This window comes from Nocardioides sp. NPDC059952, assembly GCF_042730435.1.
GTDB lineage: Bacteria > Actinomycetota > Actinomycetes > Propionibacteriales > Nocardioidaceae > Nocardioides.
This window is the reverse complement of the sequence record NZ_JBHWLY010000039.1, coordinates 10,926-36,675: the sequence shown is the minus strand read 5'-3', so window position 1 is coordinate 36,675 and position 25,750 is coordinate 10,926. Positions and strand designations below refer to the sequence as shown.

Here is a 25,750-nt window from a genome sequence, read left to right as displayed (position 1 = left end):
GGGAGTAGAGGCATTTGTAAACTCTGCTTCGAAGACGTTTGCGCCGGCCGCGGAGGGTGACCGGCCGAAGCAGTTCTTTTTTCCTCTCGGGGGCTGTCACCCCGATCGCCCGTCCCACTCGTCTAGAGAGTGATGGGACGAGTGCCATGGACGAAGCGGACGTCGACGTCGCCATCGGCGACGGCCTGCTCGTGGCGCTCTTCGAGAGCGAAGGGGCGGCGCTGGTGCACATGGCTCGGTGGTATGTGGATGACAAGACAGCGGCCGAAGATCTCGTCCAGGAGGCCTTCATCCGGCTGGCCCGGCACGCCCATCGGCTCCGGGACCACACCAAGGCGACCGCGTACCTGCGCGTGATCGTCGTCAACCTCGCCCGCGATCACAACCGCCGCGGGTTCGTCTCTCTGCGCCATCAACCGCCGGCGGAGCCCTACGAGGCCTCGGCCGAGGACCAGGCGGTGGACCACGCCGCCCGAGACGAGGTGATCGCCGCGCTGCGCGGCCTCCCCACCCGACAGCGCGAGTGCATCAGCCTGCATTACTACTACGACCTCGGCATCGCCGAGATCGCCACCGCTCTCGGTCTGTCGGAGAATTCCGTCAAGACCCACCTTCGGCGCGGCCGCAAGAGCCTGGCAGAGACGCTGGTCGAGTCCCGATGAGCCGGATCGACGATCTGCTGCGAGACGCGATGGGGGACCCGGCCAGTCCGCCACCGCCGTCCGCTGACCTGTTCGCCCGGGTGGTCGACGGCATCGCCGGGGACCAGGTACGCCGCCGGACGCGCCGCCGCGTCGTCGCCGCCATCGTCCTCGTCGCCGTGGTCCTCGGCGTGGTGGCGTACGTCAACAAGATCCGTGAACGGAACGGGGAGGAAACCATGCCCTGGTGGACGCTCGAAATCCTGACGACCGCGATCCTCATCGGGCTCGCCCTGTGGCTCGGGCCGCTGATCAAGCGGTTCGGTCGTGCGTACGCCGCCGATGTCTTCCACGACAACCCGCGGACCGGCAAGAGCTACATCGTGCTGACCGACATCGTCTACTACCTGATCTTCATCGCCTACATCCTCCTGACGATCCGGTTCGAGCCGGCCGACTCCTGGCTCGGCTCCGCCGGCTCCATCTCTGCCGCCCAGCTCAGCGACGAGCTGGCGAGGATCGCCGGGATCCTGCTGGTCATCGGCATCCTGCACGCGGTCAACATCGTGCTCATGCCCGTGCTCGGGCGGCTCTTCTCGCTCAACCGCCGACTTCCACCGGGCTCCTCGAACCCGGGCTGAGCGCTTGGCCCCGCCCGAGAACGCCGCCGGCCCGCCCTGCCGGAGCAGGACGGGCCGGTAAGCGGTGATCGCGAGTGATCAGCCGATCGGGATCGTCACCTCGGCGACGTTGCCGACCGCTGCGTGGACCTTCTTGTCCACAGGCTCCGCCTTCGGCGCGAGCGTACGCAGGGTCCACTCGCCGTCGCCGGCGAAGAACCGGAAGTGGCCGGTGGCCGAGGTGGGCACCTCGGCGGTGAACTCGCCGGTGCGGTCGAGCAGCCGGACGTAGGCACCGTGGACCGGCGACCCGTCACGGGTCACCTGACCCTGGATGACTGCTTCCTTGGCGACGTCGACGCCGGCGAGCGAGAGCCCGCCCTCAGTTGCTCCGCACATGCTCAGGCCTCCCCGGGCTCGTCGCCGGTGACGACCGGGACGCCGACGAGGGAGCCGTACTCGGTCCACGAGCCGTCGTAGTTCTTCACGTTCTCCTGGCCGAGGAGCTCCTTGAGCACGAACCAGGTGTGCGAGGAGCGCTCGCCGATGCGGCAGTAGGCGATGGTGTCCTTGCTCCAGTCGACGCCGGCCTCGGAGTAGATCTCCTTGAGCTCCTCGTCGGAGCGGAAGGTGCCGTCGTCGTTGGCAGCCTTGGACCACGGGACGTTGGCCGCGGTCGGGATGTGACCGGCGCGCTGGGCCTGCTCCTGCGGGAGGTGAGCCGGGGCGAGGAGGCGGCCGGCGAACTCGTCGGGCGACCGCACGTCGACCAGGTTCTTGACGCCGATGGCCTCGACGGTCTCGTCACGGAAGGCCCGGATCGAGAGGTCCTGGTCCTGGGCGGTGTAGCTGGCCGCCTCGCGGGTGACGGCCTCGTCGGTCAGCTCGCGGGAGTCCAGTTCCCACTTCTTGCGGCCGCCGTCGAGGAGCTTGACGTCCTGGTGGCCGTAGAGCTTGAAGTACCAGAAGGCGTACGCGGCGAACCAGTTGTTGTTGCCGCCATAGAGCACCACAGTGTCGTCGTTGGCGACGCCACGCTCGGAGAGCAGCGCGGAGAACTGGTCCTTGTTGACGAAGTCGCGGCGCACCTGGTCCTGCAGGTCGGTGGTCCAGTCGAGCTTGATCGCACCCTTGATGTGGCCCTTGTCGTAGGCGGTGGTGTCTTCGTCGACCTCGATCAGCACCACCTTCGGGTCATCGAGGTGCTCCTCCACCCACTGGGCGGAGACGAGGGAGTTCTCGCGGGTCATCTAGGTACCTTTCGTTGGCCATAAAAATGGTTCAGTCTTGCGTTCAGGGGACTAGGCGAAACGCCTGATCAGCAGATAGATCTCGCAGCCGAGGCAGAACCGGAAGACGGCATTGAGCACGGCCGCGACCAGCGCGAGGCCGAGGGCGATCTGCGCCACGAGCGTGGCGCCGAGGAGGTAGCCCACGAGCGCGACCAGCAGGAAGGCGAGGCCGACCCCCTGGGCGAATCGGGGCGGGGCCGGGTCCTCGAGCTCGTCCGGCGCACCGAGCCGGGGACGTACGAACTTCTTGAAGAGCCAGGCATGAGGGGTCCGCTGAACGCCGAGACCTGCCCCGATCGCGAAGAGCACCGTCTGGATGACCGTGACCACCAGAGCCCATGGCTGCGGGAGCAGCAGGGCCAGGATGAGCACGACAACGGTCACCGCTGCAGTGAACTGCGGGCCGCGGGGGTCGATTCCGGTCTGTGTAGCCGTCGTGCTCGAGGTCTCGGACATAGGTGTGCTCCTGCGAGAGTGGAGGGGAGGTCGTCAGGACGAGCCTGACAGGCGAAAGCGATCCCCGGTGTCGACTGAGTCGACAAATCTCAGGGAATCAGCGGCAGGAACGACACAGCGCCGAGCGCACGCGGCAGTGATCCACTGCGCGGCGCTTGGTCAGCATGGTCGAGAACATGCGATGACAGTAGCGCGATGGCCGACGGCCACGAAACGAATGTCTCGTCATATGGACGAGCGTGTCAGGATTCGAGATCGAAGGCAGGAATCGCGCTCAGGACCTGCTCCTTGCGCGGAGCCCCCGTGGCCCGCGCGATCTCGTTCCCGGCGCCGTCGATGACCAGCGTCGTCGGCGTACGCAGGATGTCGAGGCGACGCACCAGGTCGAGATGGTGCTCGGCGTCGATCTCGACATGCACCACGCCCGGGACGATCTCGGCCACCTCGCCCAGGATCCGCCGGGTCGCCCGGCACGGGGCGCAGAAGGCAGAGGAGAACTGCACCAGCGTCGCGCGCTCACCGAGCTCGGCCTCACCAAGTGCTTCGGTGACCGCATCCCAGGCGTGTGGCTCGGGCGGGTGATCCTCATGGGCCACGTGGAGCTCCTTCGTGCCTCGGAAGCGGCCATCGGTGAACAGCCGGAACAGACCAAAGGCGAGCGCGACGGCTATCGCGATGACGGCGATCCAGGCTCCGATGCTCATGTGACTATTGAACCGGTAACCGGCCCCGCTGATTCCCCCGAGGCGCGCCGAAGCCTCTCGTTGGCGGCTTTCAGCCCGCGTACGTCCTCCTCCAGGGCAAGCACGCGGGCGATCCCGGCGAGGTTGAGGCCGTCGGCGAGAAGGTCGCGGATGTGAATCAGGCGCTCGATGTCGGCGACGGAGTAGAGCCGGGTGCCGCCGGCCGTGCGCGCAGGGTCGACCAGTCCCCTGCGCTCGTAGACGCGGAGGTTCTGGATCTGCATCTCGGCCATATCGGCTGCCACCGAGATGGCGTAGACGGCCCTTGTTCGCTCCTTCACAGAATGATTCTGACACGTGGGCTTGAAATTCCCTAGGCATTGGAATATATAAAGGGTGTATCCACTGATATAGATCCCGTGAGGAGGGAATCATGCTGATCCGAAGCACCGATCCGTTCCGCGAGTTCGACCGCATCACCCAGCAGCTCCTGGGCGGCGGCACCACGAACCGCCCGGCCGTGATGCCGATGGACGCCTGGCGCGAGGGCGACCGGTTCGTCATCGAGTTCGACCTTCCCGGCGTCAGCCCGGACACGATCGACCTCGACGTCGAGCGCAACGTGCTCACCGTCAAGGCCGAGCGCGTCGCCAGGAACGGCGACTGGCAGATGCTGGCCAACGAGCGCGTGCGTGGCACCTTCAGCCGTCAGCTCGTGCTCGGCGACAACCTGGACCTCGACCACATCGAGGCCGCCTACGACGCCGGCGTGCTGCGCCTGGTCGTCCCGGTCGCCGAGAGGGCCAAGCCCCGCAAGATCCAGATCGCCACGAGCGACAATCCGGAGCCCGCCGCGATCGAGCGCTGAGGACCTGCCCGTGCCCGGCAAGCCCTTACGCAGGTGAGCCGCCGGGCGCGGGCTCCCCGGCCAGCTGTGATCTAGCCACCCGCGAACGGCGGGAGGAACTCGACCGTCGACCCCGGTGGGACCTCGATCCCATCGGGGTCGGCCGTTCCTGCCGGACGGTCCCCGATGAGCGCCGAGCAGACCTTCAGCACCTCGGGAAGGCGGGTGCCGGCGTGCAGCTCCGCGGCACGGCGTACGACTTCGGCCAGCGTCAACGGGCCGTCGACCTCGATCTGGTCGGACGGAGTCCCGGCCGCGGACTTGGCTGCGGCCCAGTAGCGGACCTCTATAACTTTCGTCACTTTCTCGTGGACAACCTTCCTATGTCACCGCGAGGTTTCGTTAATATGGTCCAACGATCACCTCACCGAGGCTCAATGTTGCGTTTCGGTGCTCCTCTTTCTCTGACCGAGAGGCACCCCCAATGAGCTCGCTTCTTTTGCTGACCAGTTCGCTTCAGCCCTCGGCAGATGTCCTCCCCGGACTTTCTCTCCTCGGCCATCAGGTGAAGATCCTTCCTGCTGAAGGTAGCGCGCTTCTCGAGGCGCCGGACTCCGACCTGCTGCTGGTGGACGGCCGGCAGGACCTCGCCCAGGCCCGTGACCTGTGTCGTCTGATCCGCACGACCGGCACCGACATCCCCGTTCTGCTCGTCGCCACCGAGGGTGGCCTCGCCGTCGTCGCCCACGACTGGGGCATGGACGACGTCGTGCTGCACACCTGCGGCCCGGCCGAGCTCGAGGCGCGGATCAAGCTCGCGATCGGCCGCATCTCCGCGGCCCGCGAGGCTTCCGACCCCGAGGCCCACGTCATCCGCTCCGGCGAGGTCGTCGTCGACGACGCCACCTACACCGCCAAGATCGGCGGCCGCCCGCTCGACCTGACCTTCAAGGAGTTCGAGCTCCTGAAGTTCCTCGCCCAGCACCCGGGCCGCGTCTTCTCCCGCCAGCAGCTGCTGCAGGAGGTGTGGGGCTACGACTACTTCGGAGGCACCCGCACCGTCGACGTCCACGTACGTCGCCTGCGCGCCAAGCTCGGCCCCGAGAACGAGACCCTCATCGGCACCGTCCGCAACGTCGGCTACCGCTTCGTGCTGCCCTCGAAGAACAACGAGGCCGCCGCCGACGGCGCCCGACTGACCCCGTCTCCTCGCCTGGGGGCCGACGCCTAGGCTGCACCTATGGCACTCACCGTCGATCAGGTCCTGGCCATCGCGAAGGCGACCGAGGCATACGATGGCGTGGCGCCGCTCGACGAGGCGACGCTCCTGACGCTGCGCAACCGTCCGGACGATGCCACGATCTGGGGTGACGTACGCGGCTTCGGGCTCTTGATCGGCGCCGAGCTCTCGCTCGTGGTGCTGACTCAGCATCGGGGGGTCGGCCTGGGGCGACAGCTGCTGCTCCGGGCGCCGTCGCTGGCGTCCGGGACCACGGCCTGGTCCCACGGGGACAACCCGGCGGCCGCCCGGCTGGCCGCCACGCAGGGCTGGAAGCGCACCCGTGAGCTGTGGGTGATGCGGCGGCCCGTCGCCGGTCTCCCGCCGGCTCCCGAGACCCCGGACGGGATCGTCGTACGCGGCTTCGAGCCCGGCGACGAGGCCGAGCTGCTCCGGGTCAACGCCGCCGCCTTCGCGCACCACCCCGAGCAGGGATCGCTGGACGAGGCCGGTCTGCGGGAGCGGATGTCGGAGCCGTGGTTCGATCCGTCGGGGCTGGTCACCGCCTGGGAGGGCGAGAAGCTGCTCGCGTTCCACTGGACCAAGCGCCACAGCGAGACCGAGGGCGAGGTCTACGTCGTCGGTGTCGACCCCGCCGCGCAGGGCCGCGGCCTCGGCAAGCTGGTCACCCTCCTCGGGCTGAACCACCTGGCCACCGCCGGCGTCGAGCAGATCCATCTCTATGTCGAGGGCGACAACACGCCGGCCGTACGTCTCTACGAGGGCCTCGGCTTCACCCGCGCCGCGGCCGACACCCACGTCCAGTACACCCGCGGCTAGTCTCTGGTCGCGTGGAGCTGACCCAATCCGATCTCACGGAGTCTCAGAGTGACCGGGCCGTCGGGGCCATCGTCGGAACCGCGGTCGCGGATGCGCTCGGGGCTCACTACGAGTTCGACCGGCCTCGGCTCGGCGCGGACGAGAAGGCGCAGATGCTCGGTGGCGGGCTCGGCCCGTTCGCGCCCGGGGAGTGGACCGACGACACGACGATGGCGTGGTGCATCCTCGACGCCGCCGCCGGCGGGCTCGACCTGCGCACCGAGGAGGGGCTGACCGCGGTCGGCCGCAACTTCCGGACGTGGGCGGAGTCGGATCCGAAGGACATCGGCAACCAGACCGCCCGGGTGCTCGACACCGCCGGCCCCGCGCCGACCGCCGCGCAGCTGCGGCAGGTCTCGGAGAAGCTGCACGCGACGACCGGCCACACCGGAGGCAACGGCTCCCTGATGCGTACCGCGCCGGTCCCGCTCCGCCATCTCGGCGACCGCCCGGCCGTCGCCGAGGCCGCCGCCGCTGTCAGTGCGCTGACCCACTGGGACGAGCACGCTCGGTCCGGCTGCGTGCTGTGGTCCCTGGCGATCGAGCACGCGGTGATGCACGGCGAGCTGGACGTACGCTCCGGCCTCTCCCACCTCTCCCCCGCCGAGGCCACCTTCTGGGCCGAGAAGCTCGACGAGGCCGAGACGGCTCCGCCGGCGACCTTCAACCCCAACGGCTGGGTCGTCACCGCGCTGCAGGCCGCCTGGTCCTCGATCGCTCAGACCCCGGCCACAGGACCCGAGCACTATGTCGAGGCCTTGAACACCGCCATCCGGATCGGCAACGACACCGACACCGTCGCCGCCATCGCCGGCGGCCTCCTCGGCGCCCGCTGGGGCGCCGCCGCCATCCCCGCCGACTGGCGTGCCCTCAGCCACGGCTACCCCGGCATCCCCGGCGACGTCCTCGCCACCCTCGCCCTCGACGCCGTCGCCGCCGGTCGGCGGGACTGACCGAACGCGAGCGTCGGCCTGGCTCTGACCCGGATCGAGGGAAGCGGGTCAGCGCAGCGGGCGGATGTGGAGGCCGATCTCGGGGTCGACGAGGACCTCCTGAGCGACCGGCATCCCGTCCACGACGAGCTGCGCGTCCACGGGTACGTTGCGCTTGACCAGCCCCAACGCGATCGGGCCGAGCTCGTGGTGTCGAGCCGAGGACCCGACGAAGCCGACTGTCTTCTCCCCGAAGACCAGCTCCGACCCCGCGGCCGGCAGGCGGTTCTCGGAGCCGTCGAGGTGGAGCAGCACCAGCCGACGCGGCGGGCGGCCGAGCGTGTGGACGCGGGCGACCGTCTCCTGGCCGCGGTAGCAGCCCTTGTCGAGATGGACCGCGTACTCCGGGCCGACGGTCTCTTCCGAACCCGGCACCCAGCCGACCTCGTTGGGGATCGTGCGCGCGTCGGTGTCCACGCCGAACCGCGGCTCGCCGCGCTCGATCCGGAGAGCCTCGAACGCCCAGAACCCGCAGGCGGGGCCTGCGGCAGCGGCGTACGTCTCCAGGGACACACGCGGGACGAACGAGTAGCCCTGCGTGGGACGCCAGACGGAGGCCTGCGACGGCTCGGCCGTCACGGTCACATCCGACCAGAACTTCATCCGCTCCAGGTAGCCGACCAGAGCCTCACCGGCCCCGGGCTCGGTCCATGCCAGGAAGGAGGAGCCGTCGTCGACGCCGGAGAAGAAGTGCTCGACATGCCCCTGCGGCGACAGGATCAGGGCCGAGGTCCAGGCCCCGGGAGCCAGTCCCTCGAAGGCCTGCGAGGTCAGCGAGTGCAGCCAGGTCAACCGATCAGGTCCCGCGATCCGCAGCACGTCACGGTGGGAGAGGTCGACGAACCCCTCGCCGGAGGCCAGCGTCCGCTGTTCCAGGTTGAACGATCCGTAGTGCGCCGCGACGGGGGCGTCGGCACCGTCGCCGGCGACGGCACCGGGCAGGGACAGAAGCGGGCTGGCAGTCATCATGGCTCCTCGGAAGAACAGTCGACGCACGCCCCGAAGACGGTCAGATGAGCGACATCTGCCTCGAAGGCGTACTCCTCACGCAGCCGCTCGCAGATACCGTCGGCCACTGAGGGGTCAACACTGGTGACCTTCTGACACTTCCTGCAAACCGCATGAAAATGTGGCCGCCCGGAGACCGAGTGGTAGGTCGACGCCCGCTCACCCAGGTGGGCGTGCCGCACCAGCCCCAGCTCCTCGAGCACCTCGAGGTTGCGGTAGACGGTGGAGAGGTTGATCGCCGAGGACGACTCGCGTACGACCGCGAGCACCTCCTCGGGGGTGGCATGGCGCAGTCGCTCGACGGCACCGAGGACCAGCTCGCGCTGGGGCGTGAGCCGGTAGCCCTTCGCCCGAAGGGCCTCGCGCCAGTCCTCAGCGGCCTCGGTCATGACGACTACTTCCTGGACCTACTTCTTGACCCGCTTGAGCCGCGCCCACAGGTGCGGCTGCAGCGCCTGACCCATCGCGGCCATGTCGAAGGCGTAGAGAAGGTCGCCCTCGACGTTGCCGTAGAGGCGCTTGCCGGCGGTGTATTCCTTCGCGGTCTCCGTGCGGGCGACCGCATCGGTGGTGAGGTCGAGCTTGCCGCCCTCGGCCTTGCCGTACCAGACCTCGACGATGCCGGTGTTGTGCGTCATCACCCACTCGACCTCGCCCTCGGGGCGGAAGCGCACGAAACCGGTCTCCAGCGCCGCGTCGCGCACCTTCTCCCCCGTCTCCGGGTCGATGATCCACGAGCGCGCGAAGTAGTGGAAGAACGGACGCCCGTCGTGGGTGAAGATCAGCTCCTGCCCGAACTCGAACTTGTCGATCGTCGGATAGTCACCGTGCCCGTTGCCCTGCCAGGTGCCGAGCATCCACGCACAGGGACCGGCATCGGGGTGAAGGTTCTCCGGAAGTTCGAAAGCCACACGCCGAGTTTAGGCCGTACGTCGGCTACGACCCGAAACGCAAGCGCTAGTGTGCTCGGCATGCAAGAACTCGTGGTGAAGGTGACCGTCGGCGCCGAGACGCCTGAGCGTACGAACCAGGCCTTCACGGTCGCTTCGGCGGCCGCGACCGCCGGCGCGAAGGTGTCGCTGTGGCTCACCGGTGAGGCGACCTGGTTCGCGGTGCCCGGGAAGGCGGAGGAGTTCACGCTCGAGAACGCGGCGCCGCTGCAGGAGCTGATCGGGCTGGTCCTCGAGGCCGGCCAGGTGACCGTATGCAGCCAGTGCGCCTCTCGTCGCGATCTCACCGAGGACGACCTGATCGACGGCGTGGTCATCAAGGGCGCGTTCGTGTTCGCCGAGGAGATCCTGCGCGACGGCGTACAGGCGCTCGTCTACTGAAGTCGGCACCGCCCAGAATTACATAAGTGTAGTTCCAGGTAGCGAGCGTGTTAATCCTCTCGGAGACTCCACACACCACCTACTTCGCCGTTAGCATTCACCCTCGTGAGCACGCAGACCCCCAGTGGCAAGTGGTGGAGCCGGGATTCGGCCGCCCAGCCGGGTGACGACGAGGACCTGACGGCGCGCGCTGCGGAGTTGGCCCGCGCCGCTGCCGCAGCCGAGTCGCTTCGCATCTCAGCCGAGCAGGCGGCCGCCGAGCAGGCGGCCGAGCGGCTGGTGGCCGAGGAGTCCGCCGCCCAGCACGCGACCGCCCGCGCGAAGGCCGACGAGACCGCCAAGCTCCACGCCGAGCTGGCCGCCGACGCCCACCAGGCGCGCGAGGTCGCGGAGAAGGCAGCCGAGGAGTACGCCCGCGCCCGGGTCGAGGCCGAGAAGCTCGCCGACACCCGTGCCAAGGAGCGCGCCGAGGCCGAGGAGGCCGCGCTCGCGAGGGGCAAGGAGCTGGAGGCCGCCGAGCGCCGCCTGCTCGAGGCGGCCCGGATCGCCGAGGAGCAGGCCACCGCCCGCACCGAGGCCGAGGAGGCCGCCCACACCAAGGCCGAGGAGGCCGCCACCGCAGCCGCCTCCGCCGCCGAGGCCCACACCAAGGCAGCGGAGCACGCCGAGCTGGCCCAGGCCGCCTACGCCGCGCGCAGCGTCGCGGAGGCCGCCGCCGAGGACCGCCTCGAGGAGATGGACGAGCTTCGCGACGCGCTCGCGGCAGCCGAGAAGGCCGCCCGCAAGGCCGCGGACGAGGCCCGCGCCGCCTACGAGGCACGCAGCGAGGCGGAGGCTGCCGCCGAGGCCGCCTACACCGCCCGCGCCGCCGCCGACACCCGATCCGAGGAGCTCGCGCGGATGCGCGAGGAGGCCGACGCGGCCGCAGCCGGCCGGGCCGACGAGGCGCTGGCCGCATTCACCGCACGCCAGGCCGCCGAGCAGGCCGCCAACGACCGGGCGACGGAGGCCGAGAAGGCCGCCGCCGCGCGCATCACGGCCGAGGACTCCGCGGTCGCGATGGCCACGCAGGCCGAGATCGCCGAGCAGGCCCGCAAGGAGGCCGAGGCTGCGGCCGAAGCGGCCTACGCCGCCGCCGAGTCGGCCGCGACCGCCCGCGCCGAGGCCGAGGAAGCGGCGAAGGAGGCCTTCGAGGAGCGCAAGGCCGCCGACGCCAACGCCGAGGACCACGCGATGACCCGGGCCGCGGCCGAGGCCACCGCTGCCGACCAGTACGCCGTGGCAGCCGAGGCGCTGGCCGCGCGCACCGAGGCGGAGGAGGCCGCGCTGCGCGCCTTCAAGGCCGCCGACGCCGCCAACGACGCCCGTCTCGAGGCCGAGAAGAGCGCGAAGCAGTACGCCGAGTTCGCCGCTGCCGCCGCGCACGAGGCCAACGAGAACGAGGAGCGCTACCGGCAGCTCACCGAGCTCGCCTCGCAGGCCGAGCAGGCGGCCGAGTCCGCCAACCTCGCCCGGATGGCGGCCGACCAGCGCGCCTCCGAGCACGCCGATCTCGCGGTGCAGGCCCTGGAGGGCCGCCGCGCCGCCGAGCGCGCCGCGACCGAGGCCAACGAGGGTCGTCGAGCGGCGGAGTCCGCGCTGCGTACCGCTCACGAGTCGATGACCGAGCTCGTCACCGGACAGGCCCGCGAGCGCGAAGAGGCCGAGCGCCGGATGACGGAGATGATGAACCGTCTCGCCGACGTCCAGGAGCAGGCCGCCGAGTCCGTACGCCTTCGGGCCGAGGCCGAGGAGGTCGCCGGCCAGAAGGCGATCGACCGTCAGGCTGTCGAGGCCTCGATCCTGCACAACACCCAGCTGGTCGAGCAGGCCATCGTGGACCGGCAGATCGCCGAACGCCGCAGCGCCCAGCTCGCCAAGCAGCTCGCCGACCTGCGTGAGGCCGTCATGCTCGCGGTCAAGGGCGGCAGCACCAACAAGCGGGCGATGCAGGCGCTCGAGCTCACCCTCGCCGCGACCCCGTCGCCGCCCGAGGCTCAGTTCCCCATCCCGGACGCTCCTGACGAGCCGCTCGTGGTCGAGCCCCTCGAGCCGGTCGCGCGCACTCCGTTGGTCGAGCCTGTCGAGACCACCGCTCCGGCGCCGGTCGACTCACCGGCCGCGCCGACGGCCGGTCCTCCGACCGCGCCCGTGACGCTGCCCGAGCGGCCGACCGGGAAGAAGCAGGGCAACAAGTTGCAGTCCGAGGACTCGCGCACCGCGTTGGCGGACCTGCCCGACACCCCGAGCGACTCCCTCCCCCACCGCTCGAGCGGCTGGCTGGCGGCGGTCAAGCTCGCCGAGTCCGGCAAGTTCCCCGGTGCCAAGATCCCGGGCGCCGACACCCCGGTGCCCGAGCCCACCGTCCGCACGTTCGTGCCCGAGGACAGCTCGCTCATGACCGAGAGCACCGTCACGGTCACCGAGGAGGGCGTGCTCGACGTACGCAAGGACGAGCAGACCCACACCTACGACCTCTACGACACCCAGACCGACATCACCATCAAGGGTGAGCCGGCCACCGACGAGTGGGTCGTCGAGTTCAACACCGACGAGGCCGGTGCGGTGAAGGTCGACAAGTCGATGGTCGACCCCGAGGCGTTCCAGCGGGAAGTGCTCCGCTGGCGCCCCGACATGGCCGGCTGAGCCAGCCTCAGAGGTTGTCGCGCAGGACCTGCGCGAGCTCGAGCACGGCAGCGCGAGACGTACGCCCGGCGCCGACCACATTCAGGAACCCATGGATCTGGTCGGCGAAGCGCTTGTGCGCGACCTTGACCCCGGCCTCCTCGAGCTTGGCGGCGTACGCCTCGCCCTCGTCGCGCAGCGGGTCGAAACCCGCGGTCGCGACGTACGCCGGGGCGATCCCGGTCGCCGGGATCTCCGCGTACAGCGGGGCGTGGCGCGGGTCGCGGCGGTCGATGCCCGCGGGCAGGTAGTTGTCGGTGGCGGCCGCGATGAAGTCGGCGGTCAGGTAGAAGCCCTCCCTGAGGTCCTCGCGGCTCTTGGTCGCCGCCTCCGACTGCGTCACCGGGTAGATGAGCAGCTGGAAGGCGCAGTCCTCGCCGACCGCGAGCGCGACCCCGGCCGCCAGGTTGCCGCCGGCGGAGTCGCCGCCGACCCCGATCCGGGCCGGGTCCGCACCGAGCTCGGCCGCATGCTCGACCGCCCACCGGAACGCCGCGACCGAGTCGTCGTACGCCGCCGGGAACGGTGCCTCCGGCGCCAGCCGGTAGTCGATCGAGAGCACCTTGACGCCCGACTCACTGGCCAGCAGACGGCAGGGGGCGTCGTGGGAGTCGAGGTCACCGAAGATGAAACCGCCGCCGTGCAGGAAGACCAGCAGCGGCGCGTTGCCCGAGGCACCCTCCGGGACGTAGAGCCGCGCCTTCAGCCCCGCGGCCCAGAGCTCGCGCACCGACCCGATCTCCTGACGACCACCCCCGAGCTGCGACTGCCGCGACAGCGCCACCCGCCCCTTCGGGATCGGCAGCGTCGACGGGTCCGGCTCCCCCGACACCTTCATCAGCGCGAGCATGATCTGCGTGTCCACCGCGAGCGTCTGACCGTCGTACGTCACCGGCTTGCCGACGAGCCGCCGCTGCGCCGCGGCCGGCAGGTTCAACGCCCCCTCGAACGCCAGGCCCTTGATCCGGGTCACCACCGGCGCCGTCAGCGGATCGATCACGGACGACGCACGCGCAAGAATCGACATGCGCCCAAACTACCCGCTAGTAGGGACATCGTGTAACAGGTAAGTTCACCAGACGACCGGTCCAGCGGTCAGAGTTCGGATCGAGTCTCCCCGCAGGACACGCAGGTGAGTCACACTGGTCCCATGAGTCTCGACCCGCAGGCCCCCACCCGGTCGGCCGAGGACACCGTGAGCCTGACCGCGGTTCCCGACCAGCCGTTCGACGTCGAGCCCGAATACATCCCCGATCATGAGGCGCTGGCCGAGGTCGAGAAGTACGAGGACCGGTTCCTCGACCGCGAGCTGTCCTGGCTGCGGTTCAACGAGCGCGTGCTGGAGCTGGCGGAGGACGAGACGCTGCCGCTGCTGGAGCGCGTACGTTTCCTGGCGATCTTCACCTCCAACCTGGACGAGTTCTTCATGGTCCGGGTGGCAGGCCTGAAGCGGCGGATCGCGGCGGGGGTGGCGGTCAAGGCCGCTTCCGGCCTGATGCCGCGGGAGGTCCTCGAGCTGATCTGGAAGAAGACCCGGGAGCTCTCCGAGCGGCATGCCGAGGTGTTCCGCGGCAAGATCAAGCCGGCGCTGCTCGAGGAGGGCATCCAGCTGCTGCACTGGGAGGACCTCACCCCTGAGGAGGTCAAGGCCTGCAAGAAGCTGTTCAAGGAGCGGGTCTACCCGGTGCTGACGCCGCTCGCGGTGGACCCGGCCCACCCGTTCCCCTACATCTCCGGCCTCTCGCTCAACCTCGCCGTCCGGCTGCGGGACCCGAAGACCAAGAAGAAGCACTTCGCCCGGGTGAAGGTCCCGCCGATCTTCAGCCGCTTCGTGCCGCTGGGCAACGACCGCTTCGTGCCGCTCGAGGAGGTCATGAGCGAGCGCCTGTCCAAGCTGTTCCCGGGCATGGAGATCCTCGAGGTGCACACCTTCCGGGTCACTCGCAACGAGGATCTCGAGGTCGAGGAGGACGACACCGAGAACCTCCTCACCGCACTGGAGAAGGAGCTGCTCAGGCGGCGCTTCGGCCCTCCCGTTCGCCTCGAGGTGCAGGAGTCGATGACCGACTCGACGCTCGACCTGCTGGTCTCCGAGCTCGGCATCTCCGACAAGGAGGTCTTCCGGCTGCCCGGTCCGCTCGACCTACGCGGACTGCACGGCATCGCCGACATCGACCGCGAGCAGCTGAAGTATCCGGCCTTCGTGCCGAGCACGCACCCGGCGCTCGCGCCGGTCGAGAGCGCCGCGCCGGTCGACGTCTTCAAGGCGGCTCGCCGTGGTGACGTACTCCTCCAGCATCCCTACGACTCGTTCGCGACCAGCGTGCAGCGCTTCATCGAGCAGGCCGCGGCCGACCCGCGGGTGCTGGCGATCAAGCAGACCCTCTACCGCACCTCCGGCGACTCCCCCATCATCGACGCCCTGATCGACGCCGCCGAGGCCGGCAAGCAGGTGCTGGTGCTGGTCGAGATCAAGGCCCGCTTCGACGAGGTGGCCAACATCCGCTGGGCGCGCAAGCTCGAGCAGGCCGGCTGTCACGTGGTCTACGGCCTGGTCGGCCTGAAGACCCACTGCAAGCTGGCGATGGTGGTCCGCGAGGAGCCCGACGGCACGATCCGCCGCTACACCCACATCGGCACCGGCAACTACAACCCGAAGACCTCCAGGCTCTATGAGGACATGGGGCTGATCACCACCAACGAGGAGATCGGCGAGGACGTCGCCCACCTGTTCAACAACCTCTCCGGCTGGAGCCGGGAGGCGACGTACGAGCAGCTTCTGGTGGCCCCCGGCAACGTACGCAACGGCCTGATCGAGCAGATCCACGCCGAGATCGCCCACCACCTGGCGGGGCGCCCGGCGAGGATTCGGCTCAAGGCCAACTCGGTGGTCGACGAGGCGATCATCGACGCGCTCTACCTGGCCTCCCAGGCGGGCGTGCCCGTGCAGCTCCTGGTCCGGGGCATCTGCGCGCTCCGTCCCGGCGTGGAGGGACTCAGCGAGACCATCGAGGTGCGCTCGATCCTGGGCCGCTTCCTGGAGCACTCCCGGATCTTCTGGTTCGAGAACGGCGCCACCGAGGACGGCGACGGACCGACCGCCTGGATCGGCTCGGCCGACATGATGCACCGCAACCTCGACCGCCGGGTCGAGGCCCTCGTACGCCTCCCCACCCCGGAGCTCGTGGCCGAGGTCGGCGCACTGTTCGACCTGGCATTCGAACCGACCACGGACGCCTGGATCCTCGGCCCCGACGGAACGTGGGCCCGAAACCACGCTCCCGACCACCTGCAGGCGATGTTGATCACACGGCAGCGCCAGCGCAGGCGCGCCGCGACAGGCTGAACACGCCCTGGCTTTCGTCGTGTCAAGCGGACTCGCCTAACATGAGCCCGCAGGTCTGCCTCATCCAGCCAGGAGCCCCCCGTGCGTTTCCGAATCCGCCCGGTCGACACGTCGTTCTACGACCTGTTCACCGAGTCCGCCAACCACCTCGTCGGCGGTGTCTCGCTGCTCGCCGAGATGCTCAGCGACACAGCCGATCGCGAGGACGTCGCGCGACGTATGCGCGACGCGGAGCACGCCGCCGACGAGTCCACCCACGAGATCGTCAAGAAGGTCAACTCGACCTTCGTCACGCCGTTCGACCGCGAGGACATCTACGCCCTCGGCTCCGGTCTCGACGACGTGATGGACTCGATGGACGAGGTCGTCGACCAGATCTTCGTCTACGGCGTCAACATCCTGCCCCCCGAGCTCTCGGACCAGGTCACCGTGCTCCAGCGCTGCGCCGAGCTGACCGCGGCGGCGATGCCCAAGCTGCGCTCCATGAAGGAGCTCTCCGAGTACTGGATCGAGATCAACCGTCTCGAGAACCAGGGCGACAAGAACCACCGCCGCATCCTCGCCAAGCTCTTCTCCGGTGAGTACGACGCGATGGAGGTCCTCAAGCTGAAGGACATCGTCGAGTCACTCGAGGACGCGATCGACGGCTTCGAGAAGGTCGCGAACACCGTCGAGCAGATCGCCGTCAAGGAATCCTGACACCGTGGAACTTGCCATCGTCATCGCGGTGGTCGTCGTCGCCCTGGTCTTCGACTACACCAACGGCTTCCACGACGCAGCCAACGCCATCGCGACCTCCGTGTCCACGCGCGCGCTCACGCCGCGCATCGCCCTCCTGCTCGCGGCGGTGATGAACTTCGTCGGCGCCTTCCTGGGCCAGAAGGTCGCCCACACCGTCTCCGACACCATCACGCCACCATCAGGGGCACATGGTCTGACCGTCGTGATGGCCGGCCTGCTCGGCGCGATCGCCTGGAACATGATCACCTGGTACTTCGGCCTCCCCTCGTCATCGTCGCACGCGCTCATCGGTGGCCTGGCCGGTTCGGCGATCGCCGCCGGCGCGTTCGTCAACTGGATGACGGTGCTGGAGAAGGTCGTCATCCCGATGTTCGTGTCCCCCGTGGTCGCCTTCGGCCTCGGCTTCGGCGTGATGCTCGCCATCATGTGGATCTTCCGCCGCGCCAACCAGCACAAGGCCCAGAAGGGCTTCCGGATCGCGCAGACGATCTCGGCCGCCGCGATGGCCCTCGGCCACGGCCTCCAGGACGCCCAGAAGACGATGGGCGTCATCTTCCTCGCCCTGGTCACCGGCGGTTTCCTCTCCGAGGGCGACCCTCTTCCGCTCTGGGTCATCGCCGCGGCTGCGACCGCGATCTCTCTCGGCACCATGTCCGGCGGCTGGCGCATCATGCGCACCCTCGGGCGTCGCATCATCCACCTGGACCCCTCCCGCGGCTTCGCCGCCGAGTCGGTCGCCGCCTCGGTGCTCTACACCACGGCGTACGTCTGGGAGGCCCCGATCTCGACCACCCACACGATCACCTCGGCGATCATGGGTGTCGGCGCGACCAAGCGGTTCTCAGCGGTCCGCTGGGGTATCGCGAAGTCGATCGTCGCCGCCTGGATCTTCACCTTCCCCGCGGCCGGTGGTGTCGCAGCCCTGACCTACCTGCTCTGCCACTTCGTATTTCAGCTGCCGTAGAAGCAACAACGCCGAGTCGGCGCATCCGACCCCTCTCGCTCGCTTCGCTTCGCGAGACACGGGGTCAGATGCGCCGACTCGGCTTCACCAGATTTAGCCGAACCGGCCGGAGATGTACGCCTCGGTGTCGGCGTTGTCCGGCTTGGTGAACATCTGCTTGGTGGGGTTGAACTCCACCAGGTGACCCGGCTGGCCGGCGGCCTTCAGGTTGAAGAAGCCGGTGTCGTCGGAGACACGGGCCGCCTGCTGCATGTTGTGGGTGACGATCACGATCGTGTAGTCGGACTTCAGCTCGTGGATGAGGTCCTCGATCGCGGCGGTCGAGATCGGGTCGAGGGCCGAGCACGGCTCGTCCATCAGCAGCACCTCCGGCTGGACCGCGATCGCACGGGCGATGCAGAGCCGCTGCTGCTGACCACCCGAGAGGCCCATGCCGGGCTTGCCGAGACGGTCCTTGACCTCGTTCCACAGGTTGGCGCCGCGCAGTGCGCCCTCCACGATCGAGTCCGCCTCGGACTTCCTGATCCGCTTGGAGTTGAGCTTGTTGCCGGCGAGCACGTTGTCGTAGATCGACATCGTCGGGAACGGGTTGGGCCGCTGGAAGACCATGCCGACCTTGCGGCGTACGGCCACCGGGTCGACGTTCGGCCCGTAGATGTCCTGGCCGGCGATCTGGATCTTCCCCTCGACGTACGCACCGGGGATGACCTCGTGCATCCGGTTGAGCGTGCGCAGGAAGGTCGACTTGCCGCAGCCGGAGGGCCCGATGAAGGCGGTCACCGACTTCGGCTTGATGGACATGGAGACGTCCTCGACGGCCTTGAAGTCGCCGTAGAAGATGCTGGCGTCCTTGACTTGGATGGACATGTGTTTCTCCTAGCGCCCGGTCTTGGGGGCAAAGATCGTGCCGACGATACGGGCGATGAGGTTGAGGACCATGACGAGGATGAAGAGCACGAGTGCTCCACCCCAGGCGTACGAGACGCCCTTCTCCGTGGCCTCGGACAGCTGGGTGTAGATGAAGACCGGCACGGTCATCATCGGGCTGTCATCGAAGGCGCTGGTGTTCAGGTTGGGGTTGAACCCCGAGGCAACCAGCAGCGGCGCGGTCTCGCCGATCACGCGTGAGATCGCGAGCACGACACCGGTGACGATGCCGCCGATGGCGGTCGGGAGCACCATCTTGGTGATGGTGCGCCACTTCGGCACCCCGAGGGCGTACGCCGCCTCCCGCAGGTCGTCGGGGACCAGCTTGAGCATCTCCTCGGTGGAGCGGACCACGGTCGGGATCATCAGCAGCGAGAGCGCGACACCGCCGCCGAAGCCGAAGCGCGTGCCCGGCCCGACGATCAGGGTGAAGAGCGCGAACGCGAACAGACCCGCGACGATCGACGGGATGCCGGTCATGACGTCGACCAGGAAGGTGATCGCCTTGGCGAGGCGGTTCCCCTTGCCGTACTCGATCAGGTAGATCGCGGTCATGATGCCGATCGGGATCGAGATCACCGCGGCGATGCCGGTGACGATCAGGGTGCCGATCAGCGCGTGGTAGAGACCGCCCTGCTCGTCGCCGGTGACCGAGCGCATCGAGAAGGTGAGGAACTCCGGGCTGATGACCGATGCGCCGCGGGCGACGACCATGTAGACCAGCCAGATCAGCGGGATCACCGCGACCCCGAAGGCCGTCCACACGAGACCGGTGACGAGCTTGTCGGTCGCCGAGCGCCGGTTCTCCACGAGCAGCGCCCACAGCGGGTAGCCGATCAGGAACCCGAGCACGGCGATGACGGCGGCTCCGACGATGCTCACACCGAGCACCAGGGCCAGTCCGCCGAGGGCGACCGCGGCGACGCCGACCAGCCACTGGGCACCACGCGGAAGCGTGGCGTGGGACAACTGGGCCTCTTCCTCGGCCAGGTCGTTCACGGAAGGGTCGATATTGCTCACTTGGCCCTCCCTCGGGCGACGATCCAGCGGGCGAGTGCGTTGACCAGGAAGGTGAAGGCGAACAGCACCAGGCCGGTCGCGATCAGCACCGACAGCCGGTCGGGCGTGCTCTCTTTGTAGCCCTGGGCGATGTACGCCGCGATGGTCTGCGGGTTCTGGGTGCCGATGATGAACAGCGAGATGATGACCTTCGGCGAGGCGATCATCGCGATCGCCATCGTCTCACCGAGAGCACGACCGAGGCCGAGCATGACCGCGGAGACCATGCCCGAGCGGGCGTAGGGGAAGACCGCGTAGCGGACCATCTCCCAGCGGGTGGCACCGAGCGCCAGCGCGGCCTCTTCGTGCAGACGGGGGGTCTGAGCGAAGACCTCGCGGCAGATCGAGGTGATGATCGGCAGGATCATCACCGCCAGCACGATCGCGGCGGTGAACAACGTACGGCCGTTGCCGGAGGGCTGGCCGTCGAAGAACGGCAGCCAACCGAGGTTCTCGGCGAGCCAGGCGTGGGCCGGCACCAGGTAGGGGCCGAGCGCGACCGCACCCCACAGGCCGAAGACGACCGACGGCACCGCGGCGAGCAGGTCGATGATGTACGCCACCGGGGCGGCGATCCGCCGCGGCGCGTAGTGGCTGATGAACAGGGCGATCGCCACGGAGAAGGGCACCGCGATGATCAGGGCCAGGACGGCGGCGTACATGGTGGCGAACAGCAGCGGCACCACCAGGCCCAGGAACGAGCCCTGGCCGCTGTAGTGCTGCGGGTCCACATTGAAGCCCGGGATGCCCTCGATCCCCAGGAAGATGAACACGGCTGCCAGCGCCACCAGGATCAGGGAGGCGGCGGCGACGGCGAGGCCCCGGAAGACGACATCACCCGCCGAGCCGCGGCCGGACAGCTCCGACTTCTGGCCAGAATCGGCACCGGCGCCCGGGTCGGCGCCGGGGTCAGCGGCGACAGTCACAAGGCATTCCTCGACTTTCTTGTCTAGGTTCTTAAGACAGCCGTACGGGCGGCGGCCGCAGCCACCGCCCGAACGGCGATCAGGTCAGGCGTACCGGCACTTACTTGATGCCGCCGACCAGGTCGAGCGCCTTGTCGGCGATCTCGCGGTCGAGCGGCGCGGAGCCGGCCTCGTCGGCGGAGACCTGCTGGCCCTCCTCGGAGAGGATGTACTCCAGGTAGCCCTTCACGTTGGCCGCGTCCTCGGCGTTCTCGTAGGTCGGGCAGGCCAGCAGGTAGGAGACCAGCACGACCGGGTAGACGCCGGCCTCGGTGGTGTCGCGGGCGAGGTCGTAGGCCAGGTCGTTGTCGGTCAGACCGGCGGGCTTCGACGCGGCCAGAACCTTGGCGGCGGCCTCGGCGGACGGCGCGACATAGTCCTCGCCGACCTTGACGTTGACCGTGGTCAGGTCGTTCTCGCGAGCGGCGGACTCGTCCAGGAAGCCGATGTAGCCGGCGCCCTGCAGGGCGGTCACGACACCGGAGGTGCCGTCGGCACCCTCGCCGACCTTGATGTCGGCCGGCCACTCACCGTCGGGCTCGAAGGTCCAGCCACCGGCGGCCTCGAGGTACTTGGTGAAGTTCTCCTGCGTGCCCGAGTCGTCGGAGCGGTGAACCGGGGTGATGGCGCTGTCGGGAAGCGTGGCGTCCGGGTTGAGCGCGGCGATCGCCTTGTCGTTCCACTTGGTGATCTTGCCCGCGAAGATGCCGGTCAGGGTCGCACCGTCGAGGTTCAGCTCGTCGACGCCGTCGAGGTTGAACGCCACGGCGATCGGGGAGACGTACGCCGGGACCTGGATCGGGTCGGCGCCGCACTTCTCCTTGGCCTTGGTCAGCTCGCCCTCTTCGTCGTTGAGCGCGGAGTCGGTGCCGGCGAAGAGGTAACCGCCGGAGATGAAGCCTTCGCGACCCGAGCCGGAACCGACCGGCTCGTAGACGACGCTGAGGTCGGGGTTCGCGTCCTGGATGCCGGCGACCCACGACGCCTGGCCCTTCTCCTGCGAGGAGGCGCCTCCACCCTTGATGGTGCCCGAGAGGGTGCCTTCGCCTTCGCTGTCACCCGTCGGCTCGTTGGCAGCGCCGCAGGCGCTGATAGCGAGAGCGAGGGCCGCAGCCGTGATGCCCGGGACGAGTGCCCGGCGCAGCGAGGTGGTGTTCACGCAATTCTCCTGATGATGATGCAGTCGATTCGGAGTTGTCGCGATGACCGTAGGGAGCCGAGGTGGACGGGAAACTCGGTGAAGGTGAACGCAGGCTGAACGAGGAACACAAAGTCGGTGGCAAATCAGTGTCGGTTCCGGGCACAGGAGATGAACAGGCAGGCCTCAGGCCTCTGTTAGACCTGAAATGCCTCAACAGCACGCACTTCACCCGCGCGCACGTGCAGCACCATCAGCTCGCCCTTCGCCAGCTTCGCGTCGCGCATGCCCAGTCCCTCGAAGACCCACGGCAGCACCGGTCGGTGCGTGCAGATCACCGTCGGAACGGCCAGATCACGCAGGGTCTCCGCGGCCAGGGCCGACACGCTACCTCCGTCCGCGTCCTCCTCGCTCAGCTGTCTCACGTGCTCGGACGCGACGCCTGCGAGCCCTGCGTACGGCGCGACGGACTGCGCGCAGCGGACGCTCGGCGAGGTGATCACCCGGCGGATGTCGTAGGCCATCAGCAGGCCGGCGAGGGTGACCGACTGGGCCCGTCCGGTGTCGTCGAGCGGCCGCTCGTCGTCTGTACCCGACCAGGCCGAACGGCCGACGGACGAGGCGTGACGGAGGACCACGAGGGGCGTGGTGGGATCGCGTACGTCCTCGGCCTGCTGCAGCGTCGCCCGATCGTGCGGGTAGGTGAGCCGCGTCTGCGCCATCTCGACCGGGAGCCACTCGACGTCGTCGATCTCGTCGTTGATCAGGTAGCCGTCGACATCGTCGTCGGCGCCGGCAGCGGTGCGGCCGACCCAGTAGTGGACCACCTTCTGCCCCGCCTCGACGGGATAGCGCTGCGGCTGGAGCGGGCGACCGAGGGCGACCCGCAGGCCCGTCTCCTCGCGCACCTCGCGGATCGCGGCCACCGGCACCGTCTCGCCGGGGTCGACCTTTCCCTTGGGGAAGGACCAGTCGTCGTACTTGGGCCTGTGGACCAGTGCCACCTCCGACAGGTTGTCGTGCTCGCGAAGAACCACTACGCCGGCGGCCGGTATCTCGGGCATGCGCCCAGGGTATGTCGAGAAGGCGGCTGATTCGTCTAAGGTTCGTCGCAATGCTCAGCACCCCCCAGCTTCTCGGCCGCCCCAGGGCGTGGGCCGGCCGGTCGTCCCGAGTCGTACGCGCCCACCCGTTGTGGACCATCGCGGTCGGCGTCGTCGTCGTTGCGCTCGTCGTCTTCCTCGCTCGCGCATGGGCGACCCGCGGCGGCGACCTCGACGAGGCGCTGCGGCTGGCCCCCGCCGAGGCGACGCGGGTCTCCTTCACCGACTGGACGGGCATCCGCAAGAGCGTCGGCGCCGACCTCGATGCCGACTCCACACCGGAGGAGGTCCACGAGATGGTCGACTCCGCCTATACGAAGGACCTCACCTCGACCTCGGTGCTCCCCGACGCCTCCGGCCTGCTGCAGCAGCACTTCGGCTGGTCACCGGCGACCCTCGACTGGGAGCTCTACACCCAGTCGACCGATGGAGCGCTCATGGTCGGACACCTCGAGGACATGGACGCCGACCACCTCGTCGAGCAGCTCACGTCGATGGGTTTCACCGCCCCTGAGGACGACCCGGCGGACGGCGGCGTCTGGGACGGCACCTTGGTCCCGTTCTCCAGCTTCACCGACTCCGGGATCGACTCGACGATCAGCCCGCAGCTCACCTACATCGCCTTTCTGCCCGAGCACGACCTCATCCTGGCCTCGGACGGCCGGCGCTACCTGAGCGACCAGGTCGAGAGCCTCGGCGACGGCGACCTGCACGAGCCGATGACCGACGCCGCCGACCGGCTCGGCGACCCTCTCTCGGCCTTCGTCTACGACGGCGACTTCACCTGCAGCGAGATCGGGCTGGCGGGCGCCTCGGCCGCCGACCAGGACCAGGCCGACGGTCTCGTCGACGCCGCCGGCGACATCAACCCGATCGCGGGCTTCGCCATGGCGGCGGAGTCGAACGGGGACGTACGCGTCGCGATGTCGTTCGAGAACGACGACCAGGCGCGTACGAACGCCGACACCCGGGCCAAGCTCGCCGTCGGTCCGGCGCCCGGCCAGGGCGGCACCTTCGACGAGCGGTTCGAGCTCGGGAAGGTCGCGGCCGAGGACGAGGTCGTCACCATGCAGCTGCGGCCGAAGGACGGCACGCCCGTGCTCTCCGACCTCGCGAACGGACCGCTGCTCTTCGCGACCTGCTGACGTCTTTAGGGGATGATCCCGAGGATGCGGTCGATCTCGTCCTGGGAGAGGTGATCCTCGGACTCGCTGGCGGCGACGATGAGGTTGGTCGTGAGCTCGACCTCGAGGAGGAGCTCGGGATCTTCCAGCGTCACATCGAACTGATCAGCCACGCCCGCCACCTCCTCAACGTCACGCTCGAAAGACTCGTCTTCACATCATCGCCCAGTCTTGGGGTATCTGCGCGCTGATCCACCAAGAACCATCAAAAGTTGTCACATCAAGCGTGACACAGAAGCCTGAGAGGGCTCCAATCAGACCACGAGGCCCCAGCCGAACGGCTGGGGCCTCGTTGCAGATGATCAGCGTCGGCAGGTGCCGAACCCGAGATCTTCTTACTTGTTTCAGAGAGGGCGAACGTTCTCCGCCTGCGGGCCCTTCGGACCCTGCGTGACGTCGAACTCGACCTTCTGGTTCTCGTCCAGCGACTTGTAGCCGTTGGTCTGAATCGCAGAGTAGTGAACGAAGACGTCGTCGCCGCCGTCCTCCTGCGCAATGAAGCCGAAGCCCTTCTCGGCGTTGAACCACTTAACGGTGCCCTGAGCCATCTGCTCGTTACTCCTTAGTCGGGGCGAGAGGCCACCAGGTTCGGCAGCCCCGCATCAGGGGCGGGTGACACGTCGCTCCGACCTGTGTTCCCGGACCGGGGTCCGGGCGGGCACAGAGCAGAAACGCCGTTGGATCACAAACTCCGCAGGCGTCAGACCTTCTGGAACTTGCACCTGTTGCGGGAGTGACACTAGCAACTCACGCGCCTGAGCGAACCCCCCTTGACCGATCGTTTTACGCGCGAAGCGGTGAAGGTTGCGCAACAGAGCCGCGAAACGACCGCCCAGCAGAACGTACGCCCCCGGGTTTCGGGGCGCTTCCGGAGAGCAGAAGACCCCCGCCCGAGGCCGGGCGAGGGTCTGATCTGGTAGGCCGTGTCGGTCTCGAACCGACGACCCATGGATTAAAGGTGGATCGCTCAGCACGCTCTGACCAGCCTGGACGCGACAACACCACCGTCTCGGGGGAGAACTAGGGCGCGCGCCCCTCAGGATCCGCTCGCCTCCAACTGGTTGCGCTACTCCTGGATCACCGCTGGGTTGACCTTCGTTCGACCCTCATTCGGCGAGCAGCTCGATGCGCAACGAGCCCCACGAGCTGACCGCCGAGGCCGCGGCTTGCGAGGCCGCCCTCGACCGGTTGCGCCCTGGCCGCCCGAGAACTGGCATCGACAGTTACATCGAATAGCGCGGCGGCTGATTACGCCGCACCGTCATAGTGACCTTCGACACTGCCCGCTGTGCGCATCGCGACGGGCCACCACCATCCGATCGACGGCCATCAGCCAGGCGAACGATGTCGGTGCCGACATATATCATTGAGCTGTCCAGCGTCACCATCTTCAGGGGGAAGAGTGGCCGAAGAGCCGATGTCGAAGATGACCCGAGCCATGGAGCACGCCACGGCCAACGTCAAGACCGACCAGTGGTCCGCCCACATCCTCGCGACCACCGGGTCGATGTCGAAGCTCGCCCGAGCCATGGAGCACGCCACGGCCAACGTCAAGACCGACCAGTGGTCCGCCCACATCCTCGCGACCACCGGGTCGATGTCGAAGCTCGCCCGAGCCATGGAGCACGCCA

At 68.6% G+C, this 25,750-nt stretch carries 30 protein-coding genes; 13 read left to right on the top strand and 17 right to left on the bottom strand.

The window, feature by feature from the left end; genetic code table 11:
• The first annotated feature begins 146 nt into the window (after nt 1–146).
• Together ACFV9G_RS18110 and ACFV9G_RS18105 are read left to right on the top strand one after the other, a co-directional pair.
• Nucleotides 147–662, top strand: a complete 516-nt coding sequence (locus ACFV9G_RS18110; RefSeq protein WP_378728883.1) for an RNA polymerase sigma factor — start codon at nt 147–149, stop codon at nt 660–662.
• Entirely contained in the window at nt 659–1,282 is a 624-nt protein-coding gene (locus ACFV9G_RS18105; RefSeq protein WP_378728882.1) for a hypothetical protein, read from the top strand. Before ACFV9G_RS18110 ends, ACFV9G_RS18105 begins: the two co-directional genes overlap by 4 nt.
• A 78-nt stretch (nt 1,283–1,360) precedes the next feature.
• On the opposite strand, the gene ACFV9G_RS18100 is transcribed toward ACFV9G_RS18105, so the two are convergent.
• The 5 genes from ACFV9G_RS18100 to ACFV9G_RS18080 form a co-directional block, all read right to left on the bottom strand.
• Nucleotides 1,361–1,660 (bottom strand): DUF1416 domain-containing protein, encoded by a 300-nt coding sequence (locus ACFV9G_RS18100; protein WP_378728881.1) that lies wholly within the window; start codon nt 1,658–1,660, stop codon nt 1,361–1,363.
• A gap of 2 nt (nt 1,661–1,662) precedes the next feature.
• On the bottom strand, nt 1,663–2,511 hold the full coding sequence (locus tag ACFV9G_RS18095; protein ID WP_378728880.1) for a sulfurtransferase: 849 nt from the start codon (nt 2,509–2,511) through the stop codon (nt 1,663–1,665).
• Nucleotides 2,512–2,562: 51 nt separating this feature from the next.
• On the bottom strand, nt 2,563–3,009 hold the full coding sequence (locus ACFV9G_RS18090; protein ID WP_378728879.1) for a DUF4395 domain-containing protein: 447 nt from the start codon (nt 3,007–3,009) through the stop codon (nt 2,563–2,565).
• 242 nt (nt 3,010–3,251) lie between these two features.
• Nucleotides 3,252–3,713, bottom strand: a complete 462-nt coding sequence (locus ACFV9G_RS18085; protein WP_378728878.1) for a thioredoxin family protein — start codon at nt 3,711–3,713, stop codon at nt 3,252–3,254.
• Nucleotides 3,710–4,033, bottom strand: coding sequence for a MerR family transcriptional regulator (locus ACFV9G_RS18080; protein WP_378728877.1), 324 nt, complete (start codon nt 4,031–4,033; stop codon nt 3,710–3,712). The genes ACFV9G_RS18085 and ACFV9G_RS18080 overlap by 4 nt, the downstream gene beginning before the upstream one ends.
• A 92-nt stretch (nt 4,034–4,125) precedes the next feature.
• On the opposite strand from ACFV9G_RS18080, the gene ACFV9G_RS18075 reads away from it, so the two are divergent.
• The gene (locus ACFV9G_RS18075; RefSeq protein WP_378728876.1) at nt 4,126–4,560 is read left to right on the top strand and encodes an Hsp20/alpha crystallin family protein; all 435 of its coding nucleotides are present in this window, start codon (nt 4,126–4,128) and stop codon (nt 4,558–4,560) included.
• Between the two features lie 71 nt (nt 4,561–4,631).
• Here the strand turns inward: ACFV9G_RS18075 and ACFV9G_RS18070 are convergent, their stop codons facing one another.
• Entirely contained in the window at nt 4,632–4,901 is a 270-nt protein-coding gene (locus tag ACFV9G_RS18070) for a MoaD/ThiS family protein (RefSeq protein WP_378728875.1), read from the bottom strand.
• 122 nt (nt 4,902–5,023) lie between these two features.
• On the opposite strand from ACFV9G_RS18070, the gene ACFV9G_RS18065 reads away from it, so the two are divergent.
• The 3 genes from ACFV9G_RS18065 to ACFV9G_RS18055 are packed head-to-tail and all read left to right on the top strand — an operon-like array spanning nt 5,024 to nt 7,590.
• A complete protein-coding gene (locus tag ACFV9G_RS18065) occupies nt 5,024–5,770 on the top strand; it encodes a response regulator transcription factor (RefSeq protein ID WP_091045869.1) in 747 nt (248 codons plus the stop codon).
• A gap of 9 nt (nt 5,771–5,779) precedes the next feature.
• Complete coding sequence (gene mshD, locus ACFV9G_RS18060) at nt 5,780–6,598, top strand: mycothiol synthase (RefSeq protein WP_378728874.1); 819 nt, start codon at nt 5,780–5,782, stop codon at nt 6,596–6,598.
• A gap of 11 nt (nt 6,599–6,609) precedes the next feature.
• A complete protein-coding gene (locus ACFV9G_RS18055; RefSeq protein WP_378728873.1) occupies nt 6,610–7,590 on the top strand; it encodes an ADP-ribosylglycohydrolase family protein in 981 nt (326 codons plus the stop codon).
• A 48-nt stretch (nt 7,591–7,638) separates the two neighbouring features.
• On the opposite strand, the gene ACFV9G_RS18050 is transcribed toward ACFV9G_RS18055, so the two are convergent.
• The 3 genes from ACFV9G_RS18050 to ACFV9G_RS18040 are packed head-to-tail and all read right to left on the bottom strand — an operon-like array spanning nt 7,639 to nt 9,548.
• Nucleotides 7,639–8,598, bottom strand: a complete 960-nt coding sequence (locus ACFV9G_RS18050; RefSeq protein ID WP_378728872.1) for a YgfZ/GcvT domain-containing protein — start codon at nt 8,596–8,598, stop codon at nt 7,639–7,641.
• Nucleotides 8,595–9,026, bottom strand: coding sequence for a Fur family transcriptional regulator (locus tag ACFV9G_RS18045; protein ID WP_378728871.1), 432 nt, complete (start codon nt 9,024–9,026; stop codon nt 8,595–8,597). Before ACFV9G_RS18045 ends, ACFV9G_RS18050 begins: the two co-directional genes overlap by 4 nt.
• Nucleotides 9,027–9,044: 18 nt before the next feature.
• Nucleotides 9,045–9,548: an FABP family protein gene (locus tag ACFV9G_RS18040; protein ID WP_378728870.1), complete on the bottom strand. Its 504-nt coding sequence runs from the start codon at nt 9,546–9,548 to the stop codon at nt 9,045–9,047.
• Nucleotides 9,549–9,608: 60 nt separating this feature from the next.
• Between ACFV9G_RS18040 and ACFV9G_RS18035 the strand changes: the two genes are divergently transcribed.
• Nucleotides 9,609–9,968 (top strand): DsrE family protein, encoded by a 360-nt coding sequence (locus ACFV9G_RS18035; protein ID WP_378728869.1) that lies wholly within the window; start codon nt 9,609–9,611, stop codon nt 9,966–9,968.
• A gap of 105 nt (nt 9,969–10,073) precedes the next feature.
• A complete protein-coding gene (locus ACFV9G_RS18030; protein WP_378728868.1) occupies nt 10,074–12,653 on the top strand; it encodes a hypothetical protein in 2,580 nt (859 codons plus the stop codon).
• 7 nt (nt 12,654–12,660) lie between these two features.
• On the opposite strand, the gene ACFV9G_RS18025 is transcribed toward ACFV9G_RS18030, so the two are convergent.
• Nucleotides 12,661–13,719, bottom strand: coding sequence for an alpha/beta hydrolase (locus ACFV9G_RS18025; protein ID WP_378728866.1), 1,059 nt, complete (start codon nt 13,717–13,719; stop codon nt 12,661–12,663).
• Between the two features lie 123 nt (nt 13,720–13,842).
• Here ACFV9G_RS18025 and ACFV9G_RS18020 point away from each other — a divergent pair, with 123 nt between their 5' ends.
• The 3 genes from ACFV9G_RS18020 (at nt 13,843) to ACFV9G_RS18010 (ending at nt 17,743) form a co-directional block, all read left to right on the top strand.
• Nucleotides 13,843–16,038, top strand: a complete 2,196-nt coding sequence (locus ACFV9G_RS18020; protein WP_378728865.1) for an RNA degradosome polyphosphate kinase — start codon at nt 13,843–13,845, stop codon at nt 16,036–16,038.
• Nucleotides 16,039–16,119: 81 nt separating this feature from the next.
• Nucleotides 16,120–16,737 (top strand): DUF47 domain-containing protein, encoded by a 618-nt coding sequence (locus ACFV9G_RS18015; RefSeq protein WP_091045846.1) that lies wholly within the window; start codon nt 16,120–16,122, stop codon nt 16,735–16,737.
• Between the two features lie 4 nt (nt 16,738–16,741).
• Entirely contained in the window at nt 16,742–17,743 is a 1,002-nt protein-coding gene (locus ACFV9G_RS18010; protein ID WP_378728864.1) for an anion permease, read from the top strand.
• A 93-nt stretch (nt 17,744–17,836) separates the two neighbouring features.
• On the opposite strand, the gene pstB is transcribed toward ACFV9G_RS18010, so the two are convergent.
• From pstB to ACFV9G_RS17985, 5 genes are all read right to left on the bottom strand, one after another.
• Nucleotides 17,837–18,610 (bottom strand): phosphate ABC transporter ATP-binding protein PstB, encoded by a 774-nt coding sequence (gene pstB, locus ACFV9G_RS18005; RefSeq protein ID WP_378728863.1) that lies wholly within the window; start codon nt 18,608–18,610, stop codon nt 17,837–17,839.
• 9 nt (nt 18,611–18,619) lie between these two features.
• Nucleotides 18,620–19,690, bottom strand: coding sequence for a phosphate ABC transporter permease PstA (pstA, locus tag ACFV9G_RS18000; RefSeq protein ID WP_378728862.1), 1,071 nt, complete (start codon nt 19,688–19,690; stop codon nt 18,620–18,622).
• A complete protein-coding gene (gene pstC / locus ACFV9G_RS17995; RefSeq protein WP_378728861.1) occupies nt 19,687–20,655 on the bottom strand; it encodes a phosphate ABC transporter permease subunit PstC in 969 nt (322 codons plus the stop codon). The genes pstA and pstC overlap by 4 nt, the downstream gene beginning before the upstream one ends.
• A 100-nt stretch (nt 20,656–20,755) precedes the next feature.
• Nucleotides 20,756–21,853: a phosphate ABC transporter substrate-binding protein PstS gene (locus tag ACFV9G_RS17990; protein WP_378728860.1), complete on the bottom strand. Its 1,098-nt coding sequence runs from the start codon at nt 21,851–21,853 to the stop codon at nt 20,756–20,758.
• A 176-nt stretch (nt 21,854–22,029) separates the two neighbouring features.
• The gene (locus tag ACFV9G_RS17985) at nt 22,030–22,896 is read right to left on the bottom strand and encodes an NUDIX domain-containing protein (RefSeq protein ID WP_378728859.1); all 867 of its coding nucleotides are present in this window, start codon (nt 22,894–22,896) and stop codon (nt 22,030–22,032) included.
• A gap of 50 nt (nt 22,897–22,946) precedes the next feature.
• Here ACFV9G_RS17985 and ACFV9G_RS17980 point away from each other — a divergent pair, with 50 nt between their 5' ends.
• Nucleotides 22,947–24,080, top strand: a complete 1,134-nt coding sequence (locus tag ACFV9G_RS17980) for a hypothetical protein (RefSeq protein WP_378728858.1) — start codon at nt 22,947–22,949, stop codon at nt 24,078–24,080.
• Between the two features lie 5 nt (nt 24,081–24,085).
• On the opposite strand, the gene ACFV9G_RS17975 is transcribed toward ACFV9G_RS17980, so the two are convergent.
• Together ACFV9G_RS17975 and ACFV9G_RS17970 are read right to left on the bottom strand one after the other, a co-directional pair.
• Nucleotides 24,086–24,232: a hypothetical protein gene (locus ACFV9G_RS17975; protein WP_008360628.1), complete on the bottom strand. Its 147-nt coding sequence runs from the start codon at nt 24,230–24,232 to the stop codon at nt 24,086–24,088.
• Nucleotides 24,233–24,463: 231 nt separating this feature from the next.
• A complete protein-coding gene (locus ACFV9G_RS17970) occupies nt 24,464–24,667 on the bottom strand; it encodes a cold-shock protein (RefSeq protein WP_045548871.1) in 204 nt (67 codons plus the stop codon).
• Nucleotides 24,668–25,536: 869 nt separating this feature from the next.
• Here ACFV9G_RS17970 and ACFV9G_RS17965 point away from each other — a divergent pair.
• On the top strand, nt 25,537–25,750 hold a 214-nt coding region (locus ACFV9G_RS17965; RefSeq protein ID WP_378728857.1), incomplete at its 3' end, for a hypothetical protein.

Coding starts and splice junctions, on each gene's coding strand:
- ACFV9G_RS18110 (WP_378728883.1), top strand. CDS start 147: ATGGACGAAGCGGACGTCGACGTCGCCATCGGCGACGGCCTGCTCGTG.
- ACFV9G_RS18105 (WP_378728882.1), top strand. CDS start 659: ATGAGCCGGATCGACGATCTGCTGCGAGACGCGATGGGGGACCCGGCC.
- ACFV9G_RS18100 (WP_378728881.1), bottom strand. CDS start 1,660: ATGTGCGGAGCAACTGAGGGCGGGCTCTCGCTCGCCGGCGTCGACGTC.
- ACFV9G_RS18095 (WP_378728880.1), bottom strand. CDS start 2,511: ATGACCCGCGAGAACTCCCTCGTCTCCGCCCAGTGGGTGGAGGAGCAC.
- ACFV9G_RS18090 (WP_378728879.1), bottom strand. CDS start 3,009: ATGTCCGAGACCTCGAGCACGACGGCTACACAGACCGGAATCGACCCC.
- ACFV9G_RS18085 (WP_378728878.1), bottom strand. CDS start 3,713: ATGAGCATCGGAGCCTGGATCGCCGTCATCGCGATAGCCGTCGCGCTC.
- ACFV9G_RS18075 (WP_378728876.1), top strand. CDS start 4,126: ATGCTGATCCGAAGCACCGATCCGTTCCGCGAGTTCGACCGCATCACC.
- ACFV9G_RS18065 (WP_091045869.1), top strand. CDS start 5,024: ATGAGCTCGCTTCTTTTGCTGACCAGTTCGCTTCAGCCCTCGGCAGAT.
- mshD (WP_378728874.1), top strand. CDS start 5,780: ATGGCACTCACCGTCGATCAGGTCCTGGCCATCGCGAAGGCGACCGAG.
- ACFV9G_RS18050 (WP_378728872.1), bottom strand. CDS start 8,598: ATGATGACTGCCAGCCCGCTTCTGTCCCTGCCCGGTGCCGTCGCCGGC.
- ACFV9G_RS18045 (WP_378728871.1), bottom strand. CDS start 9,026: ATGACCGAGGCCGCTGAGGACTGGCGCGAGGCCCTTCGGGCGAAGGGC.
- ACFV9G_RS18035 (WP_378728869.1), top strand. CDS start 9,609: ATGCAAGAACTCGTGGTGAAGGTGACCGTCGGCGCCGAGACGCCTGAG.
- ACFV9G_RS18025 (WP_378728866.1), bottom strand. CDS start 13,719: ATGTCGATTCTTGCGCGTGCGTCGTCCGTGATCGATCCGCTGACGGCG.
- ACFV9G_RS18020 (WP_378728865.1), top strand. CDS start 13,843: ATGAGTCTCGACCCGCAGGCCCCCACCCGGTCGGCCGAGGACACCGTG.
- pstB (WP_378728863.1), bottom strand. CDS start 18,610: ATGTCCATCCAAGTCAAGGACGCCAGCATCTTCTACGGCGACTTCAAG.
- ACFV9G_RS17985 (WP_378728859.1), bottom strand. CDS start 22,896: ATGCCCGAGATACCGGCCGCCGGCGTAGTGGTTCTTCGCGAGCACGAC.
- ACFV9G_RS17980 (WP_378728858.1), top strand. CDS start 22,947: ATGCTCAGCACCCCCCAGCTTCTCGGCCGCCCCAGGGCGTGGGCCGGC.
- ACFV9G_RS17970 (WP_045548871.1), bottom strand. CDS start 24,667: ATGGCTCAGGGCACCGTTAAGTGGTTCAACGCCGAGAAGGGCTTCGGC.